This window comes from Janthinobacterium sp. SUN118 (genome assembly GCF_030397695.1).
Classification (GTDB): Bacteria; Pseudomonadota; Gammaproteobacteria; order Burkholderiales; family Burkholderiaceae_D; genus Janthinobacterium.
Map to the genome: position 1 here is coordinate 2,362,386 of NZ_JAPUBV010000001.1, position 19,625 is coordinate 2,382,010.

The 19,625-nt window shown below is 57.0% G+C and carries 16 protein-coding genes; 10 read left to right on the top strand and 6 right to left on the bottom strand.

From position 1 onward, the window contains the following. Positions 1–34 precede the first annotated feature (34 nt). The 6 genes from vioE to O0880_RS10635 form a co-directional block, all read right to left on the bottom strand. A complete protein-coding gene (gene vioE / locus O0880_RS10610) occupies positions 35–616 on the bottom strand; it encodes a violacein biosynthesis enzyme VioE (RefSeq protein ID WP_289886382.1) in 582 nt (193 codons plus the stop codon). A gap of 9 nt (positions 617–625) precedes the next feature. Beyond that, positions 626–1,744 (bottom strand): tryptophan hydroxylase, encoded by a 1,119-nt coding sequence (locus tag O0880_RS10615; RefSeq protein WP_289886383.1) that lies wholly within the window; start codon positions 1,742–1,744, stop codon positions 626–628. Further along, positions 1,744–3,033: an NAD(P)/FAD-dependent oxidoreductase gene (locus O0880_RS10620; RefSeq protein WP_289886384.1), complete on the bottom strand. Its 1,290-nt coding sequence runs from the start codon at positions 3,031–3,033 to the stop codon at positions 1,744–1,746. The genes O0880_RS10615 and O0880_RS10620 overlap by 1 nt, the downstream gene beginning before the upstream one ends. Position 3,034: 1 nt before the next feature. Next, entirely contained in the window at positions 3,035–6,052 is a 3,018-nt protein-coding gene (gene vioB, locus O0880_RS10625) for an iminophenyl-pyruvate dimer synthase VioB (RefSeq protein WP_289886385.1), read from the bottom strand. Further along, positions 6,049–7,356, bottom strand: a complete 1,308-nt coding sequence (locus O0880_RS10630; RefSeq protein WP_071323341.1) for an FAD-dependent oxidoreductase — start codon at positions 7,354–7,356, stop codon at positions 6,049–6,051. The genes vioB and O0880_RS10630 overlap by 4 nt, the downstream gene beginning before the upstream one ends. A gap of 884 nt (positions 7,357–8,240) precedes the next feature. Then, positions 8,241–8,690, bottom strand: a complete 450-nt coding sequence (locus O0880_RS10635) for a hypothetical protein (RefSeq protein WP_289886386.1) — start codon at positions 8,688–8,690, stop codon at positions 8,241–8,243. 684 nt (positions 8,691–9,374) lie between these two features. On the opposite strand from O0880_RS10635, the gene O0880_RS10640 reads away from it, so the two are divergent. The 10 genes from O0880_RS10640 (at position 9,375) to O0880_RS10685 (ending at position 19,598) form a co-directional block, all read left to right on the top strand. Continuing rightward, on the top strand, positions 9,375–10,565 hold the full coding sequence (locus O0880_RS10640; protein ID WP_289886387.1) for a type II secretion system F family protein: 1,191 nt from the start codon (positions 9,375–9,377) through the stop codon (positions 10,563–10,565). Beyond that, a complete protein-coding gene (locus O0880_RS10645; protein ID WP_289886389.1) occupies positions 10,562–12,253 on the top strand; it encodes a GspE/PulE family protein in 1,692 nt (563 codons plus the stop codon). The genes O0880_RS10640 and O0880_RS10645 overlap by 4 nt, the downstream gene beginning before the upstream one ends. Continuing rightward, positions 12,234–13,040, top strand: coding sequence for a hypothetical protein (locus tag O0880_RS10650; protein WP_289886390.1), 807 nt, complete (start codon positions 12,234–12,236; stop codon positions 13,038–13,040). Before O0880_RS10645 ends, O0880_RS10650 begins: the two co-directional genes overlap by 20 nt. Beyond that, positions 13,028–13,615 (top strand): PilN domain-containing protein, encoded by a 588-nt coding sequence (locus tag O0880_RS10655; RefSeq protein ID WP_289886392.1) that lies wholly within the window; start codon positions 13,028–13,030, stop codon positions 13,613–13,615. The genes O0880_RS10650 and O0880_RS10655 overlap by 13 nt, the downstream gene beginning before the upstream one ends. Continuing rightward, a complete protein-coding gene (locus O0880_RS10660; RefSeq protein ID WP_289886394.1) occupies positions 13,612–14,181 on the top strand; it encodes a hypothetical protein in 570 nt (189 codons plus the stop codon). The genes O0880_RS10655 and O0880_RS10660 overlap by 4 nt, the downstream gene beginning before the upstream one ends. Next, positions 14,174–14,689: a hypothetical protein gene (locus O0880_RS10665; RefSeq protein WP_289886395.1), complete on the top strand. Its 516-nt coding sequence runs from the start codon at positions 14,174–14,176 to the stop codon at positions 14,687–14,689. The genes O0880_RS10660 and O0880_RS10665 overlap by 8 nt, the downstream gene beginning before the upstream one ends. Positions 14,690–14,694: 5 nt before the next feature. Then, positions 14,695–15,165, top strand: coding sequence for a type II secretion system protein (locus tag O0880_RS10670; RefSeq protein ID WP_354669890.1), 471 nt, complete (start codon positions 14,695–14,697; stop codon positions 15,163–15,165). Positions 15,166–15,170: 5 nt separating this feature from the next. Then, positions 15,171–15,557, top strand: coding sequence for a prepilin-type N-terminal cleavage/methylation domain-containing protein (locus tag O0880_RS10675; protein WP_071326393.1), 387 nt, complete (start codon positions 15,171–15,173; stop codon positions 15,555–15,557). Next, entirely contained in the window at positions 15,547–16,068 is a 522-nt protein-coding gene (locus O0880_RS10680; protein WP_289886398.1) for a type II secretion system protein, read from the top strand. The genes O0880_RS10675 and O0880_RS10680 overlap by 11 nt, the downstream gene beginning before the upstream one ends. Before the next feature lie 134 nt (positions 16,069–16,202). Further along, positions 16,203–19,598: an FG-GAP-like repeat-containing protein gene (locus tag O0880_RS10685; RefSeq protein ID WP_289886400.1), complete on the top strand. Its 3,396-nt coding sequence runs from the start codon at positions 16,203–16,205 to the stop codon at positions 19,596–19,598. Positions 19,599–19,625 lie beyond the last annotated feature (27 nt).

Consider the following 19,625-nt stretch of genomic DNA (forward strand, 5'->3'; position numbering starts at 1 on the left):
GCCGCATGCGGCCGTTGTGCGCGCCACGACCTGGTCAGGTGTCACAAGACGTAAAAACGCTGTCCGGAATGTCGCCGACAAACAGGTTGGGAAAGTCGCGTACCGACAGGTGCTGCGGGTCGTTGCCGGTGACCATGCGCAGCAGGCGGTTGCCACCGGCCTCCAGGTAGAAGACCGATGAGGCCTTGCCCGCCCGCTCGACTACCCAGGCGTCCGCCTCCTGGCCCAGCACGGTGTGGCGGCCATCGTGACGCGCCGCGCCGTCAAGCAGGATCGCTTGCGGCAGGAACAGGTCTTGGAACGGCGTCACTTCATCGGCCAGCGCCGTGCCGTGCAGCTGTTCGCCAGCGGCCTCGGCTTGCCTTGCGTATGCCACTTTCTGCTTGCGGCTTTGTTCACGCCTGGCGTCGCCGATTTCCGACATCCACAGCAGGTGTCCATGTTCCTTTTCCGACCAGGGGTTGAACAGGCCATCGATGCGGCAGATGTTGCGCGCATAGTCGAACCAGCAATAGCCGGACGTGACCTGGTCGTCTTCCTGCATCGGCGTCCAGTAGGATATATAAGCGCTACTCCATTGCATCGGCAGCAGCGGTGGGGCGAGGTGGGTTGGCATGGCGGCTCCCTAGCGGCCCAGCGCGTAGCCGAGGCTGGCCATCAGCGCTTCTTGTAGCGACGGCAAGTCCTTGCGGCGCGCGTCGAAGCTGGCGGTCAGCTCTGCATTGCTCAGTCCGATACGCTGGCCCACGCTTTCAAACCACAGGCGGCTGCTGTTGGCGTGCTCCTTGAACAGTTGCACCAAGGGCACTGCACGGGCGTTGAAGCTGTCCAGGGCGGCGGCCGCGTCGGCTTCGGTATCGAGGGTTTTGACCAGCAGCAGTGCCGCCACCACCGCCATGGTGGTGCCATGACCGATGGAAAAATGCCCCGATTGCAGCGCATCGCCGAGCAGAACGAACTTGCCGTCGCGGGCCCGGTCGTGGCTGAGGGTCATGAAGTTGCGCCAGCCCTGGCCCGGCTGGCTGAGCAGCCCGTGCTCACCCAGTTCGGCCTCGAAGGTCTTGGCGATATACGCGGCGGCGTCGCGCTCGGAAAGCGCCTCCAGCTGCGCCCTGGCGTACGTTTCTTCACTGCATTCGACGATAAAGGTGCTCATCGTGTCCGAGTATTTATAGGCATGGCCGATGAAAATGCCTTGGTCATTGCTGCGGAACACCAGGTTCATCTGGTCGAACAGCTGGGTGGTGCCGTACCAGATGTATTTGTTGCGGCCGAAATCGATGTGCGGCGTCAGCGCAGGCGGCAAATCCAGCGATTTGTAATTGACGCCATTCGAGACCACCACCAGGTCGTACTCGGCTTCCAGCTGCGCCTTGGCCGCCGGCGGCGTTTCGTAGCGGATCGTGATGCCGGCTGCCACGCACTTGGCGCGCAGCGCCTGCACCAGGGCCTGGCGTCCGACGCCGCACAGGGTGACGCCGGTGCTCATCAGGTTGGGCTGGTCGTGATGCACGAGCTTGAATTCTTCCAGGAACTGCGGATTGAGCCGTTCCGGTTGCTCCAGGTAAGAGAGCGGATTGGCGGGATGGCGCGGCGGCCGTCCCGGCAGCACCACACCCCAGCCCAGCACTTCTTCCTGGGTGTTTTTTTCCGTAATGCGGATATTCCAGCCGGGCTGGGCCTGTTTCATCTGGCTGGCGAAGAGCAGTCCTGCGGGGCCGGCGCCGATAACGAGAATGTTCATTAGTTTACCCTCCCAAGTTTGTACCAAACGTTTTGCTTTTTCTGGATTTGCTGCAATTCATCGTAAGGTATCGATGTAAAGAACAATTTATCCGCCATGTCGGGTGGATAAATACGGGGGAATTTCTGGTGCATGTAGCGGTTGTAGCGCGTCTGCAGGAAGAAAATCAGGTTGGGGTTGCTCAGCGCCTCGTAGTTGGCGATCGCCATATCCTGCATGGCGTCCGCCTGTACCTTGCGCAGGTGCGTGAACTCGGACAGGGTGGGGGCCAGGGCATTGCCGTGTTTTTCCAGCAAGGTGGCGAAGATATGCGTGTCTTCCAGCGCCATGTTCATGCCCTGTCCGAGGAAGGGGGCGGTGGCATGCGCCGCATCGCCGATCAGCAAGACATTGCCCTTGTAATGGAAGGTGCTCGAGCGGACATTGATGAGGTCGTTGCTGGGCAGAGCGATAAACTGGTCCACCATCTCTTGCCGGCTGGCCGCCGGCAGCTTGTCGTAATAGCGGTCGAAGAAGGCCGCCATGGTTTCCCGGTTCAGCGTGTTCAGGCTGGGCGTGCCGGAGTAGGGCAGGCAAATGACGAAGCTGACGCTGCCATCCGGGATGGTGGCCGCGCGGCCGGCAAACTGGCCCTTGGACGCCATGCCGAAGAAATACAGCAAATCTTTCCTGAAACCCAGGCCCTCCGCATTCGGCAACACGAGGGTCTTGTAGCCGTGGCGGAAGAAGCTTTGCTTGAATTCAAAGCGCCGCATGCCGCTTTGCATGGCGCGCCGCACGGCGGAATGGGCGCCGTCGGCACCGATGATCAGGTCGCCATGCAGGTGCTGCAGGGCGCCGTCCGGGCCCTGGACCAGCACGACTTTTCTTTCCAGGTCGACATCCAGGCATTTATGCTCAAAGTAGTATTTCACTTCGTGCCTGGCGGCGTAGGTGTTCAACAGGCGCTGGAATGCGGACCTGTCCAGCGACAGCGGAAACAAGCCTTCGCGCTGGGCCAGTTCGCGCACCTTGAATGTGCGGCCGACGGAAAACGCCATGCCCAGGATGCGTTCGCCGCACAGTTCGAGCTCCTGCCGGCTGATGCCGGCCGCCAGCACCGCCTTGACGCCGCGCACGGTCATGGTGACGCCGATGGCGCGCGAGTTGACCGGATCGGCGTTGGAGGACGCTTTCTGCAGCGGATCGCCGCGTTTTTCGACGACGTGGACATCGTGTCCCCGTTGCGCCAGATAAATGGCGCTGAGGCTACCTGCCAGGCCTCCGCCGACGATAATGATTTTATGCATTTCAGGCCTCTCTTGACATCTTTCCCCGAGATAAATCGGTAAGTTGCTGATTAAAAAACTCCAACATTTCTATCGGCGCCATGCCGATGACATCGCTTTCCAGGCTGCGGGCGTACTGCGCCAGCGCCAGGCACTTTTGCGCCAGCATGTCGCAGCCCAGGCTGTAGTCGCTGCTGACCCGGCTGCTGACGGGCTCGGGTACGGGCGGTCCTGCTTGGCGGCCGGGCAGGCCGGACGGCATGTTCATCAGGGCCGCCGACAGCGGACGCAACAGGCCGGTCATGATGTCGATGGACGCGTTCATCAGGCGCGAGCGGCGCAGGCTGCCCAACGGTTGCTGCGCGAAATGGTGCGCCATCATCAGGAAGGTCAGTTCGTAGCAGCCTTGATACAGCTGCATCAGCGCGCGCGCCTTTTGATCGGTCACCACGGTGCAGTCCGCGCGTGCTTCCAGCACGGGATTCTTCAATGCCGGCAGCGCCGGCTCGAACGGCTTGTCGCGGGCCGAAAACTTGCCGGCGATGGCGCGCAGCCGCTGGAAGTGCGAAGAGGCGAAATGCGGCGAATCGACGGCCACGCCTTCCCCCTGTTCGGTGACGAAGTCGATGGCGAACAGCGCGCTGTCGCGGTCCGACACTTCCAGCTGGTAGCCGGGATAGGCGCGGTTGGTCAGCTCTTTCAGGAACAGGTGGTGTTCGCCGCCGCGCTTGCCGCCGCCGCTCTCGAACAGTCCGGGCAGCTCGGCCACGGCCTGGCGGATCGCGATATAGAAGGTGGCAATCGATTTGCCCGGCGTGGGAATATAGTCGGGCCATTCGAACCGCACGAAGCGGGCCAGCACGTGCTCGGAAAATGGCTCGAACGCAAATTCCGTGTCCAGGCCGAAACGCCGGCGCGCCTGCTGGCCCAGCACCGGGGTGCCGCTGTAGAACGGTTCGCCAAGCGCCATCAGCACATTGTTCACCAATAAGTAGTGAATCATTTCTTCATGGGCGATTTCCAGCAGCGCGCCGCGCGTACCGCTGTTGCGGCGCCGGTCTTCGGCACCGCAAGCCAGCTCCAGCTCGGCCGGTTGCCAGCGACCGGACTGCACCAGCGCTTCCCCTTGCGCATAGTTGGGCATGGAATAGGCGGCATACAGGTACTGCAGCATCAGCGACAGTTCCAGGTCGATGGCCTTTTTCAGCTCTTCGATCAACTCGGCCCTGCAGCCGATGACGTGCGGCACAGCTGGCGCCGGCACCGCCGCCTTGGCCGCCGCCTCGACCTGCGTCAGGTATTTCAGGAACAGGCGCGACTTTGGCAGCGACAGTTCGCGGGTGCTGGGCATGTAATAGCTCTTGTCGCGGTTCTGCGGATCGCACATCTGCCACATCAGGCGCGAATACGTTTCGCACTTGCACTGGTCTGCCAGGCTGAAGACCTTGTCCGACATGAAGGGATACACGAGCTCGTAGTAGCTCATCACATGCCGGTAGAGGAAGGCATAGTCGACCTGTTCCGCCGGTACCTCATCGAGGTCCCAGTCGTCGGGCAGCACGCGCACGCCGAGGTATTGCGTGTCCTTGCCGGTCCCCAGCACGACGCGGGTCGCGCCCGGCCGGCGGCCCGTCAGGGTCAGCGCCGTGTAGCCAAGCCCGAGCGGCGACGGCTGCTGGTGCACGGCCAGCAGTACGCCATCCTCGGCCTCCGCCGCCAAGGCCGCAGGCGCCGCCAGCTCGCCGCGGAAGCGGCTTTGCAGCGTGATCGTCTGCGGAAATTCCTCGTGCTTTTTTCCGTTGGGCGCTTCCAGATACAGCAGGTTGCTGTCCGATTGCAGCACCCAGTCGGCCTCGTCCCACTGCGCCTGCGCGCTGCCCAGGCTGAGCGAACCCGGGGCGGCGCCAGCGTGCTGCAGCGGCACATCGAAGACGCCGTGATGGCGCCAGTGGTCGCGGTACAGCGGTTCGGGAATGCGGGCCAGCAAGGTGCCGGCGTCGTCATGCAGCAGCAGATCGCCGAGCCCCTGCTTGCCGCCCAGCGCATGCGTGGGATGCTGTTCCGAGACGGCGCCCGTGTCGCGTGTGGTGAAGGGAATGGCGGTCGGCATGTTGAACGAGACGCGGTCCGCATGCACCTTCACCAGCACCGGCCCCAGGCTGGCCTGGCGCGGCTGCAGCAGGCGGCCGGCCGGGTAGGTGGCCAGCTCCCCGCGCCGCCACAGGCCGATGCTGCCGGCCAGGTCGTAGAACACGGGCGAATCGGGTTTTTGCGGCGTCGACATATTGAAGAGGGCATACTGCACGGTCAGGCCCAGCACCTCGTCGTCGTCCAGGGCTTGCCGCAAGGCGAGCATGCTGGCCGGCAGCGGCAGGTCCGCATTGAACAGAAAATGCGGATCCTGCTTGGCCACGGAAAACTGGAACAGCCTGGAGCGGCCGATTTCCTCGTCGAGGAAATGCCCGCTGCGTTCCGTGATATGCCCGCTGCCGAGCCAGCGCACAGAGTGCGCCTGCGCGATATCGGCGGTGAACAGCGTGGGCGTGTTGGGCGTGGCCAGCTTGTCGCTCAAGGTGAACTGGCCCGCGTAGATCAGCGTCGTGTCCGGCTGGGCGGGATTGTTGTCGATCCACCTGGCACGGTTGAACGTCGTGCGCAGGTACTCATTGTAGTGTCCCCACAGGCCCAGCTTGGCGCCCACCAGCGCATCCTGCGTATCGAGTTCGCCCTCGCGCAGCTGGACGCCCGTGATCCGCGCGTTTTCCCACGAGAAATGATTGTTGCCGCAGAAATTGTAGCCCGCCGCCAGGCTGAAGATGCCCTCCGGATCGGGCTTGCCCGCCGCATTGAAGCGGGGAGCAAGCTGTTTCAGGTACGCATGGAATTCAGATGGCGACCGGTTCAGGTCGACAGCTTCGCCCGCCATCGATACCGCATTCGTGGCGATATCGATGTTGCCGTGCGTATTGCGATTCCCGGTCGGCACATTGGCGCGGGCAAAACCCCGAAAATGCAGGCGGGGGAAGTCAAGTAGGCTCATGCGCGCTCGGTCGAGGAAGTGATGAACGTATCGTTGGCGGCTTCTTCTGCCGTCCGCTGATCTAGCCGTTGCAGCAACAGGCCGCTCGCGTGCCGGGCGCTGATCAGGCTGCCTTCCATCCAGCCGCAATGCGCGGTGTAGGCATCCGAGCAGGAGATGATGCCGTCCTGGTGCAGCAGGATGGCCGGGTGCTCGGCCTCCGGCTCCACGCAAAACTCGACGCCATGCGGCCAGAACTTGTGGAAGTGCGCCTTGATCTGCGGCAACGGCTGGCCATCGAGCGGCAGGACTTCTTCCAGGTGGCTGCGGACCCGCTCCAGGTACACGTCCTCGCCCAGTTCCAGGCTGTCGCGCCAGTAGGTGGCGCTTTTGCTGTCGGTGTAGAACAGCACATACTTGTTGCTCTTGAAGTAGATCTTGCGCAAGGGATTTGCCGCCATCAGCACCTTGTCTGTCAGCCCCAGCGCGTCCCACCAGGCCGTGTCGAACGTGAGGAAGCCCTTGAACAGGGGCAGCGAGTCGTACTGGAACGGACTCCATGCGGTCGGGAAATCCAGGTTCAGGCGCGGCATGGCGGACGGCGGGATGGCCATCACCAGATGGCGTGTCCGGTGCATCTGCGTGTCGCCATTGTGGCTGAAGGCGAGCACATGGTCGGCGCCGGATTTTTCAACGGACAGCAAGCGATGTTCGAGCTGGAATTCCACCCCGGCGGCCTGGGCCTGGTGCTGCAACTGGCACAGCAATTCGTGGTAGCCGTCGGTGGCATAGTGCCACTGGTTGGCGGCGTTCTCCGTAAAGTGCTGCGTTTCCGGGTGTTTCTTGATGATGTCGTAGGCCATGGCCGCCGACACCATCGGCAGCAGCAGGGCGTCATAGCCGGTCGCCTTGATGATGTGGTTGGCCTTGGCGGCGCCCAGGTAATGGCTGACGAAATCAAGGAAGGAGTCGTTCGGATGGTCTTTCAGCATCGGGCTCAGCTCATCCAGCGTTGCCTTCAGTTCTTCCAGCACGCTATCGTGGGAGATGACCTCGGTGAACGGGTAGACCGCATGCGGCAGGCCGCTGCCCTGCATGAGCTGCTGGAAGTGCGGATGCAGCTGCGGCGAGTAGCGGGCGGCGCCGAGTTCGGCGATTTCCTTGCCATCGATCTTACGCGACTGGATGCGGCCGCCTACCGTGGCATTCAGGTCGAATACCCGGATGCGCAGGTTCCTGCTGGCGGCGGCGTCGATCAGGTGGTTGGCGCAAGTCAAGCCTCCGATACCGGCGCCAACGATGCAAATGTCAGAATAAGTGCTCATAAGAAATTCCTTTCTACGTTCATTAATCAAAAGCCGCAAAATTGCTGGCAAAAGTTTTCCCAGCGCGTGTAGGCAAGGAAGGGGGAACGCTGCGTGTCACCGCACTGGGCGGGTGTTATCGGCTGGGGAATGAAGCGCCTGGCGAGAACTGGCGTTGTTTCTGAAATGGTCGATTCTTGGCAGCAGAGTTTCTGTTTCAAATCAAAGATGGCACCGACAGTAGCCCAGGCATCGGGCAGTCAATTTGATAAATATCAATGTAGTTGTCGTTTGGCCTGCGCCGCTTCCTGGCGCGTCGATGCGTGCGGGCCGGCGGCGCCCATGTACCGAATCGATACGGCGGCTGGTGGCGCCAGCGTCACGGCGCGTCGGCTGAGGAGGGGAAGCGGATTTGCAGCGGCAGTGCGCCGGACAGCGCTGGAGTGCTGGGAAGGGGGAGTGGGGGCGGGATCCCCAGCCGCTGCCATGCCGTGAGTTTCGCCGTGTGCCGATGGCGACAGGGCCGGCAGCGGGTTGTGTCGCCATCGGCGGTGGCTTGATCTACATCTTGCTTTTTACATTGCTGCTGGCGCGCGGTGCATGCCGGCAGTCGACGGTGGCCGCTTCTTCAGCCATCTTCCAGCCGGGCGATGCCGGTACCCGTCAAAAAAACACGATGGCTGACAGTCGCACGGTGCGGTGCGCCGATTGCAGGACCGTTTCATGCGCCGCCGCGCCGGCCCGGCAATGGCGGTCAAATGCGTTGATCGGCGCGCCGCGCAAGGTGCCAGCCTTGCTGAAGGGGGGGCGACAAATGGCCAGCTTTTTGTCATGCCGGCGAAAAGCGCCCGTGCCCGCCCTGAAATTGGCAGGCCGGCACGGTAGTCGCCCTGGGTGTCCTGCGTTTAGCGTGCGATCCAGACTCCGCGGATTTCTTGCAGGGCGTTGCAATCGGCATTGTCCGGCGTATAGCGGACCACCACATCCTTTTGTGTGCTGATAGCCGTCAAAAAGAGAGCGTAAATGGGTTTGAAGTCCGGGCTTGTTTGCGCAATTTTTCCCTGGCCGCCTCCTTGAAATACCACCCATAACAGGCCGTCGCCCACATACATGTTTCTCGGTGATAGATTGCACTCGGTCACGGCAGCTGCCGGCAAGGGGGCGAGGGTCAATGCCATGCCGGCGGCAAGGATATAAGCCAGCTTGGCGAGAAAGTTCTTTGTGCTTTTTTTGTTTGTTGTGAGCTTTTGAATGTTCATCAATGATTTTTGATTGTGTATTGGAGTGGAGCGATTATCGTCGCCAGCCGTGAACTGATTTGTTTCCTTTGCGATTTTATCATGCTTATGATGCAAGTATTTCTGGCATGTCCGAACCGGTATTCCTTGTCGTTGCTGTCTGAGCAGTGCTAAATGGCGAGCATGTGTGCATGGTATGACGGTGCAAACAGACTGCTTTGGGCGGGCGTGCAGGAATCTTATCGGCTTGCATGGTGCTCGGGAAATGGCAATCGTGTCTCTGCCCATGTATTTCAGAAGGCCGTCGCGTCGGCGCGGCGGTTACCGCAAGCGCGGCATGCGGGCGACCTGAAATTTTCGCGCCCGTTTCCCTCCTTTGGCAATTCGCCTGGAATTGTCGCAAGCACTTAATATCAGCAGATATAGAATCAATAATTTTATTTTTTTGAAAAAGTCAATTACAAAAATCAGAAAATATCGGCAGACGATAGTTTTTTTTATGCTGCAATGGCTGGCGTTGCCAGATGCCATGCCGGCTGTCGTTATTTGGGTTGTGAAATGTTAATTTTTCCTGCATACTTTCAATGTGGTGGAAAAAAGACATCACTCTCTTTTCTGGGGCACCTGTCGATATCGATATGCGAGTCTTTGCACATATCTGATGCGGTAGTGCCCCATATTTTCTCAAGATTGTCTGATTTGCGGGCTTGCATGTGGCTGCTGTTTCTGTTTGCCTGATTTGGCAGGCTATTGATATGCGCTGTCATGTAGGGGGTGGAAACCGGATTCTAAATATAATTAATGCAGTTCGAACTCAAAACTTTCCGCCAGGGCCAAGGTGTCTCTTCTTTAGTCTTGCGTGCGAGTAGTTTATCGGACGCACGTCAGCAGGCTGAGGTTCTTGGCCATCAAGTCATTTCCGTGCGCCGGCAGATACGCTGGAATTTTTCGCGCCGGACGGCCCAATCCTTTTCAGTGCCATTATTTAGCCAGGAGCTGCTTTCCTTGCTGGAGGCAGGCCTTAGTTTGATCGAGATTATCGATCTTCTCGAACGCAAGTCTCGCCACGAAGCATCCAAAAAAGTTCTTCGCACGCTATTCTCCGCGCTGCATCAGGGCTATTCTTTTTCACGCGCCCTGGAAGAGTTGCCTGAGGTTTTCTCTCCCCTCTATATCGCGACGATTCGCACTTCGGAACAGACGGGTGATTTGATTGAGTCCCTGCGCCGATACCTGACCTACAACCAACAGCTTAATATTGTGCGCGATAAGATCGTCGCCGCCTCTGTATACCCCGCATTGCTGATTAGCGTAGGCGCCTTGGTCGTCTTGTTTTTGCTCGGCTATGTCGTTCCGCGGTTTAGCCGTGTGTATGAAGACCTGGGACGCGACTTGCCATGGATGTCCCAGTTGCTAATGCATTGGGGGAAATTTGTTGGCGACTATGGTTGGTGGCTCGCCGCCGGAGTATTGGCGACATTTGTAGCTCTCGTGGCGGCTTTCATGCGGCCTGGCACGCGTGCGGGCATTGAGCGTCGCTTGTGGGACATTCCGGCCGTCGGTGAAAAGATGCGTTTATATCAGCTGGCGCGGTTTACCCGTACCTTGGCGATGCTGGTGAATGGCGGGATCCCCTTCGTCACGGCCCTGGAAATGGTCAGCGGCCTACTGCACCAGCCTGGCCTTCGGCATGGCTTGGTGCAGGCGGCTCAGTTGATACGCGAGGGACGTTCGGTTTCCGATGCATTCTCCGTGCATGGCCTGGCCAGCGAGGTTGGCGTACGCCTGCTGGCGGTCGGCGAGCGATCGGGCAACCTGGGACGCGCGATGGAGCGCGTGTCAGGCCTTTATGAAGATGAATTGGCACGCTGGATAGATTGGTTTGGCCGTTTATTTGAACCCTTATTGATGATAGGTATCGGCCTGATTATTGGCCTGATTGTGATTTTGATGTATATGCCAATTTTTGAACTTGCGAGCAGTATTCAATGACGTCTTCCGCCCATGTTGCTTCACCGCCCGTGATTCCAACTGCCATGCTTGCCGAGTGCCGCGATATTTCGGCCAATGGCGGCGGCACGCTGCTCGATTTGCTGGAGGAACGGTTGCAATTGCCGTCAGAGCAATTCATGCAGTGTTTGCAGAATACATTGCATTATCCCGTGCTGGTATCGGAGGATTTTCATCGCCTTAGCCCCGAGTTTGACGTGCTGCCGTTTACGGAGGCGCTGCAGCAAGCCTGTTTTTTAGCCCGCGATGGGGCTGTACTGGTTTGCGTGCTTGCCGATCCATTCAATTTGTCGCTACAGACATCGATCGAAGCCCGCTGCAAGGAACCGATTTCGTGGTATCTCGCGCACCGGACCGATCTCAAGGCATTCTTTGCCTTTCATGAAAATACGCTGCGGGCCATAGACGATACCCTGCATACGGCTTCCGATGAGACCTCGGTACCGATGATGCTGGAGGATCTGTCGCTGAGTTCTATTGCCGGCGATACCAATCCTGTCATTAAATTGGTTAATTCGACCATTTATGACGCGCTGAAAACGGGAGCCAGCGACATCCATCTCGAAATTACCCGCGCAGGTCTGCATGTCAAGTATCGCATCGATGGCGTGCTGGCCAGCATCGCCAATTTCCAGGGACTGGAAATGGCCGAACAGGTGGTGTCGAGAATCAAGGTGATGGCGGAGCTGGATATCGCCGAACGGCGCATTCCGCAAGATGGCCGATTCAAGCTATCTGTGCGAGGGCACGAAATTGATTATCGTGTTTCCATCATGCCCAGCCTGATCAGCGAAGATGTGGTCATCCGTATCCTGGACAAGCGCAATCTGACGGATCAGATCCAGGGGTTGCGTCTGGATTTGCTGGGGTTTAATCCGGCCACGCTTTTGCAAATACGCCGTCTTGCGCGCGAACCGTACGGCATGCTGCTGGTGACGGGCCCCACCGGCAGTGGCAAGACCACCACCATGTATGCGGCCTTGTCTGAAATTAATAATGGCCAGGACAAGATCATCACCATCGAGGATCCTGTCGAATATCAGTTGCCCGGCGTCTTGCAGATTCCCGTAAATGAAAAAAAAGGCTTGGGATTCGCCCGCGGCCTGCGTTCCATTTTGCGCCATGACCCCGACAAGATATTGGTCGGCGAGATACGCGACCCCGAAACCGCACAAATCGCCATTCAGTCGGCCCTCACCGGGCATTTGGTTTTCACCAGCGTCCACGCGAATAACGTGTTCGATGTATTGGGCCGTTTCCTCCACATGGGGGTCGATACCTACAGTTTTGTTTCCGCTTTGAATGGCATCCTGGCGCAGCGCCTGGTGCGTTTGATATGCCCCAAATGTACCGTGCCCCATCAGCCCTCCCTGGAAGAGCTGGAGCTGTCGGGTATTGATGCCGCTGACGCCTCTGCCATGCATTTCCGCAAAGGGCAGGGCTGTGGTCACTGCCGCGGCACCGGTTACCAGGGGCGGCACGCCATAGGCGAGGTATTGATGCTGAATGACGAATTACGCGAATTGATCATATCCCGCGCTCCTATCCGCACGATCAAGGAAGTCGCGCGCGCAAAAGGCACGCGTTTCCTGCGCGATTCGGCGATCGAGTTATTGGCACAAGGCAGGACTACGCTGGAGGAGATCAATCGTGTCACTTTTGTTGCGTAATAAATTGCGCGTTGTCCTCTGTCGCGACCAATTATCGTTGACCGTCACGGCCCGCGGCTGGCGCCAGCCAGCGGCCGCCCCCATCGTCTTAAGCTGCAAGGCGGCCGACGGTGCTGCGGAATGGGCGCCGGCGCTGGCGGCGCTGGACAGCTGGCTGGCTGGGAACAAGATGGCTGCGACAGTGGAGTTTATCTTGTCGGACAGGCTGGTGCGCTACGCCATGATGCCGTGGTCCGCAGAGATAACGAGTGAGGCGGAGCGTGGTGCCATGGCCCAGATTCATTTTCAATCGCTGTATGGCGCAACAGCGGGAGCATGGGAAATTCAGATGTCACCGGCTGGCTATGAGCAGGCACGCCTTGCGTGTGCCATCGACCCGCAGTTATTGCATGCACTGCGCGCCCTTGTTTCCACGCACAAGCTGCGCCTGGCGTCGTTGCGCCCCTATTTGATGAATGTTGTTAAGCAATGGCGCAAGCAAATGACAGGCGATGCCTTGCTCGCTGTGATGGAATCGGATCAATGCACGATGGCAGGTTTTAAAAATGGCGGCTGGTGCAGCGTCCGCGGTATCCGCCTGCAAACGCACGCCGCTACGGATATGGGCTTGCTCATCGAGCGTGAGCTCGTGTTGCAGGGCCTCGAGGGCGCAACAGTCTATTTGCATGCGCCAGGTCTCGCGCCAGCCGTTCAATTGCGCGGCGGCGGCGCCGTCGTGGTGCTGGCGAATGTGGCCGGCGGCGTAGCGCAGGCTCCTTCCATGGTGATGTCGACATGCGCAATGTGATGATGCGGAAGCTGGACCTGGATTTTGTACGCCAGACGCGTCCATTGAAAACACTGGGCGTGGTGCTGTTCTTGTTTGCCGTGTCAGGCATGGCGCTGGTGACGCACGCATATCTCCAGCGTAAAGGCGAGTTGGATACCTTGCAGCTGCAAATGCAAAAGCTGACCCAGTTGACGCGGAAAGTGAGTGAAACAGGCCTTACTGAAAAAAAAGCGACAAAGCAGGTTCAGCTTGAACTGACGCTTGCCCAGCGCGTCATAGGCCATCTGGCAATGCCATGGGAGCCACTGTTCCAAACATTGGAATCGACCTTGGGCGAGGACGTGAGTTTGCTGAGCGTGATTCCAGATACGGAAAAAATGACCTTGAGCGTAACGGCGGAAGCCAAGAACCTGGCCGCCATGATCAGTTATCAGCAGCGCTTGGCTGGTGATCCGCTATTCCAGGATGTTTATATCGCCAGCCATCAAACGCAGCAGCAGGACTTGCAGAAGCCCGTGCGCTTCATGGTCAATGCCCGCTGGGTCGATCCCGCTCTGCATGACGCGGCACAGGCCGAGCAGGTGGTCCCATGACGGCAAAGACTCGTTTCCAGCGCTATGTCTGGTGCATCAAGGAATATGCGGCGGCCTTGGCCTGGCCGGGCATGTTGGCCATCGCGATTGCTTTGACAGCGGTGTTTGTGGCAGGCGTGTTATTGCGGCCCCTATCCGGGCAGATTGGTGGCTTGCAGCAGCGTGTTGCGCAGGCCAAAGCCGCCCATGGCGGAAGATTGACGCAATTGCCTGCTGCCGACGGGGCAATTGAGCAGTTGCGACAGTATTACCAGTTCTTTCCTGCCAAGGAGACCTTGGGCGTCTGGATGGGACGCTTATATGAAACTGCCGCCGAGAATGGTATTGCCCTGGATCAAGGGCAATACCAGTTGTCACACGATGGCAAGGGCAAACTTTGGCGTTACGAAATTGTGCTGCCTGTGCACGGCAGTTATCCGCAGGTACGGGCCTTCCTCGCGCAGGTGCTCGCCAAAATCCCTCACCTTGCGCTGCAGAGTGTTTCCTTTGAGCGCCAGAAGGTTGGCGATGCCATGGTCGAGGCGAACATCAGATTGACGCTATATCTCAGTGAAAATAATGCTTAAGAGAAAGCCTATTTTATACACGCTGCTGGCGGCGACCATTGTTGCCGCTGTCTGGCCGGGCGTGGACGATGCTTCGGCAGTGGTGGAGCCCAGTGCGGCAGTGCGGCCCGTGAAGGTCGCCGTGGCAGCCCCGGGTGCCAGCGAGCCCAAGCCTGCGGATTTGGCTTTATATAAGCTCGAGCGCGCATCGATGGTCGTGACCACGCAGAATCCGTTTGCGACGACTTCCTGGGTCGTGGCGCCGCCGCCACCGCCGCCACCAGCGGCCGCCGCGCCGCCACCGCCACAAACGGCTCCCGCGATGCCGTTTGTGTATGCCGGCAGATTGCAAGGGACGGGCGGACGTTGGACATACTATCTGACGCGCGGAGACCAATCGTTCGCCGTCAGCCGCGGCGAAACATTCGATACCTCGTATCGCCTGGACAGTGTCGATGACAGCAAGATGGTCATCGAATACCTGCCCTTATCCGTCAAGCAGACGCTTTCCCTGATGGGGGAATCGTGAGGCAGGTGCAGCGTGGATTCACCATCGTGGAAATGCTGGTCACGGTGGTACTGGTATCCATTTTGGCCAGCGCGGCATTTCCCATGGCTGAACTGGCTTTCCAGCGTGACAAGGAGCAGCAGTTGCGGCGCAATCTGAGGGAGATACGCGAAGCCCTGGATGCATATAAGCAGGCAAGCGACGACGGGCGGGTGATGCGAAAGGCTGACCAGTCAGGATATCCGCCGAATTTGCAGGTCTTGCAGGATGGCGTGCCGAATGCAAAGGATCCGGATGGCGCGCCGATCTATTTCTTGCGGCGTATTCCACGCGATCCATTCTTTGAGAAAGAGGATATGCGACCGGCAGCGGCGACCTGGGGAACGCGCAGTTATGCCTCCAGCGCGGCCGAGCCGAAAGAGGGGGCGGATGTGTTTGACGTTTATTCGACGATGGAGGGCGCTGGCATCAACGGCATCGCTTATCGGGAATGGTAGGGATAATGAGAAAAGATCAGCGCCGCCATGGCGGCTTCACCTTGATCGAATTGCTAGTCGTAATGACGATAATCGCCACCTTATTAACGCTGGCCGCGCCGCGTTATATGGGGAATGTAGACAAGGCAAAGGAGTCCGTATTATCGGAAAACCTGGCGACATTACGGGATGTGATTGACAAGCACTATGCGGACACGGGATCTTACCCGATGGTGCTGCAGGACCTGGTGACGCTCAGGTATATGCGCAAAATACCGCTTGATCCGATGACCGATAGTAACCTGACCTGGGTGATCGTGGCGCCGCCGGATACCCAAAAAGGCGCGGTATTTGATGTGCATAGCGGCGCCAAGACCCGGGCGCGTAACGGCAGTTATTACCGTGATTGGTAATGCGTTACGGCGGCCGCCTTTGCCAAATTGCGCGGGATTTACTTATCTGGCGCTGCTGTTTGCCGTCAGCATTGCCGGTTTGGTGCTTGCTGGCGGCGGCGTCCTGTGGTCGCATGCGCAGCAGCGCGAAAAAGAAGGCGAGCTACTTTTTGTCGGCAATGAATTTCGCCGGGCAATTGGCGCCTATTACGAAAAAACGCCAGGCACGCTAAAACGCTACCCAGCCACTTTTGACGATCTCATGGAAGATCGCCGCTTTGCCGCGACCACCCGCCATTTGCGCCGGATATATGCGGACCCGATGACTTCACGTTCCGAATGGGGCATCGTTACTGGTCCGGATGGCGGAATTATGGGCGTCTACAGCATGAGCGCGGGCACGACCATCAAGCGCTCCGGTTTTCGCCAGCGCGACGCCGGGTTTGAGATGGCCGAGAACTATGGCGAATGGCGGTTTGTTTATGAGTCACCCGCAGTAATCGTGGATAAAACGGATGTGATGAAAAAATGAAAATATTTTTAATTGTTAAAAAAATAGTTTCCCTGTAGAGTCACGGTCTTATTTTATTTTGGCTTTTCTTGGTTGAGAAAAATCGCCGGGCGGTGGTCTGGCATGTACTTCGTATAAGAATGAAAGAAAAATACATGATATTTAAATGGCGGACAACGCTTGGGGCAATTTTTGCCTCTCTTTCCTTGGCAGGTTTTGCGCATGCAGCCATGCACACGCCTGGGAAATTTGATGTTGGCGCACTTGGCACGGCAACCTATTCCATACCGATACCTGTACCTCCGGCGACGGCAGGTATGGGGCCCAAGCTGGCCCTGGATTTTAATAGTCACTCCGAAGCAGGACTCATGGGAAAAGGATGGGGAATAGTCGGCCTGTCGGCTATTCTCCGCTGCGGCCAGACCATTGCGCAGGATGGCGGTGTGCCGGGAGCAATTAACTTTGACGGCAATGATCGTTTTTGCCTCGACGGTGAACGGCTGGTCGTCAGCAATGGTGGCGTTTACGGTGCGAATGGCACGGAATATCGTACTGAACGCGATAGCTTTTCCAGAATCATCTCTTATAGCAACGCTGGTGGCGGACCTGCATGGTTCAAGGTATGGAATAAAAGTGGTGAAGTCATGGAATATGGTGGAACCGCGGATGCCCGTATTGAGGCACAAGGTAAAGCCACAATCAGAACTTGGGCGATTAATAGAGTGCAAGATGCTGCTAGTAATTTTATGACGGTTAGCTATACCAAGGAAGCAGGTAGCGGGGATTATTATCCAAGTCTTATTGAATATACTGGAAACGCCAATGTCGGGATGGTGCCTAATAATTCCGTTCGATTTAAATATGAGCAGCGGCCAGACCCCGCCACAATGTACCAGGCGGGCTCCATGATAAAAACCACGATGCGCTTGAGTAATATTGAAACGTATGCTGGACCATCACGAGTAATGGATTTTCGCCTTAAATACGGGAATTACTTTGCTATGTCCCGTTTGGAAAGTATCACGCAATGTGATGGAGCTGGTACGGGATGTCTTCCCTCGACTACATTTGGGTGGACAACTGAAAAATCAGCCGCGCCAAGGGGCGAAGCATGGTTAAAAAATGGGACTGCTTTAAACACAGGCGAGCCGGCGATGTGGGAAGCGATTCCACAGAGTAACGGCCTTCCATCGAATGGAAATGTGGTAGAGGCAGGACGTTCATTTTCGATAGGAGATATTAATGGAGATGGTAAGATTGATTTAATTCAATTATCTCGGCGAAATAATACCCAATGGATATTGCCGTTAATTTCCAATGGTACGGGTTTTGTGGCAGGCGCCTGGCACGATACTGGCGTGGCCGGTTCCGCAAAGGTGGCTGGCGATATTAACGGCGATGGCAGGGTTGATGTGGTCGTTATCGGGCCTGGCTATATTCTTCCTGTTTTCTCAATAGGATCAGGATTTTCCAATGGTACGCAGGTGAACTACCCGACTTCATTGGTAAGTGACGCGAACATATGGCACGCAGTTGATGTTAACGGCGATGGCAGGATTGATCTGGTGCAGCAAAAAATAAATAATGACGAGCTTAGTTTGTCCACATTCATATCGAATGGAAACGGATTCAATTCTGGAAGCTGGGAGAAAATAAGTACGCGCCAGACAAGTGGTCCAATATACGGCGTTAATATTGAACTCCTGCCGTCTGAATTGAATGGCGATGGAAAGAAAGATTTTATTCAGGTGTGGCGGCAAGAAAGAACAGGAAATATATGGTTGCTTCCTTTGTTTTCAAATGGTTCCGGCTATAACGCTGGAGTTTGGTTCGATACAGGTGTCCAGACATATTATCCGTATAGCGGAACGCTGCCATTTGATGATCAACATCTGGCAGTTGATATGAATGGCGATGGACTGGATGATCTTGTTATTGCTTTTAGGAGGCCCACGTCAGGGACGGCATTAAGAAGAAATGCCTCCTATCAGACCTTTTATTTCAATGGTGTGACATTTATTTCCGAACCTAACAGTTGGATGAATGGACCATATTTGTATCCTGAAGGTCTGAGCGCGGACAAGATGATAGTAATGGATATGAATGGTGATGGTCGTATGGACCTGGTTCAAACTTGGCTGATGAGCAATGCTTCTAGCTCACCTGGTGAAATGTGGTTGCAGCCAGTATTGTCAACAGGGCCGAGCGGAAGCCTGCGTATGGGACCTTATAATACAGGAAAAAAAGGGATTACGACAAAAACACGTTATGGTTATAGTGGCGGTGGAGCTCGTATATATAAAGACGACGGTCCAGGATTGATGGTGTTGGATATCGACGGCGATGGAAGGGCAGATTTTGTCCAGCAGAGCTATGATGGTGTGACACCTGTTTCAATACAGCCGTATTTTGTCACCGATATAGACGCCGAGATAATGAACTCTATCACAGGCGGAACCGGGGCGAGGATTGATATTGCATACAAGCCATTGACGGATCGTGATGTTTATATTCCAGATGCACAGTCAGCATATCCTTTAATAGATTTGGTGCCGCCATTGTATGTGGTATCAAGTGTGAGTAGTTCGAATGGAAAAGGCGGAAGAAGTTCAATGACTTTTAGCTATGGCGGATTGAAGCTGGATGCAAGTCGTGGAAAAATAACCGGGTTTCGTTGGGCTCAGAAAAAAAATGTCGAATCGGGAATCGTCAGTTTCCAGGAATATCGTCAGGATTGGCCATATACAGGTTTGCTAGCAAATGCTAAAACAATGCTGGCTGGTCGTGGTAACGGAGATCGACTGAAAGATATGGCTAGTAGCTACGCATGCATCGATCCAATCTACATGACATTATGTGCCGTTGCACCTGGGCGTATTTACTTCCCTTATGCCGGCCAATCCGTTGAGTTTTCCTGGGATTTAAATGGTACTCCATTGCCCGCAAATACAGTGACCACGAGTTATGATAATTGGGGCAACGTGAAGCAAATGGTGAGTACTCGTGTTGACGGCGCCGCCGCACACAGTACGATCATGAATAACATTTATAACGCGCCAGATGTGGGCAATTGGCGTGTAGGACAAGTACAGCGGTCGGTAACGACCAATACTGAGCATTCCCCTTACGTGCCGCCATTCCCCTCAGGGCCGATCGGTGTTTCGCCTGGAAGCGAGGGATCGGCCGGGTCAGGTATCAGCAATCCAGGCGGCAATGGCATTGCAACGAGTAGCACATTTTGGGCTGCTGGTTCTCCGTCGCCACTGAAAGCGGCCCCAGGACAAACCGTGGATTTCAAGGTCTATGTCAGGGGAGCTGTCGTGCGGACTGGCTATGTCACTTTCAGGGAAGGAAATGACGTTCTTGCCATCGTGGCGCTGGACGCAAGCGCCTCGGCAGCATTTTCCGGTTCTCTGAACGGCATCGGCCAGCATACGATTACCGCATCGTATTCTGGCGATGCGCGAAACTCGCCTAGCTCCACAGCAACTACTATCGAAGTCAGAAGAGTGGATTTGACGCCGATTCTCATGCTGCTAATGGATGACTAATCTGTATTACCAATGTGAGCGTCAAGT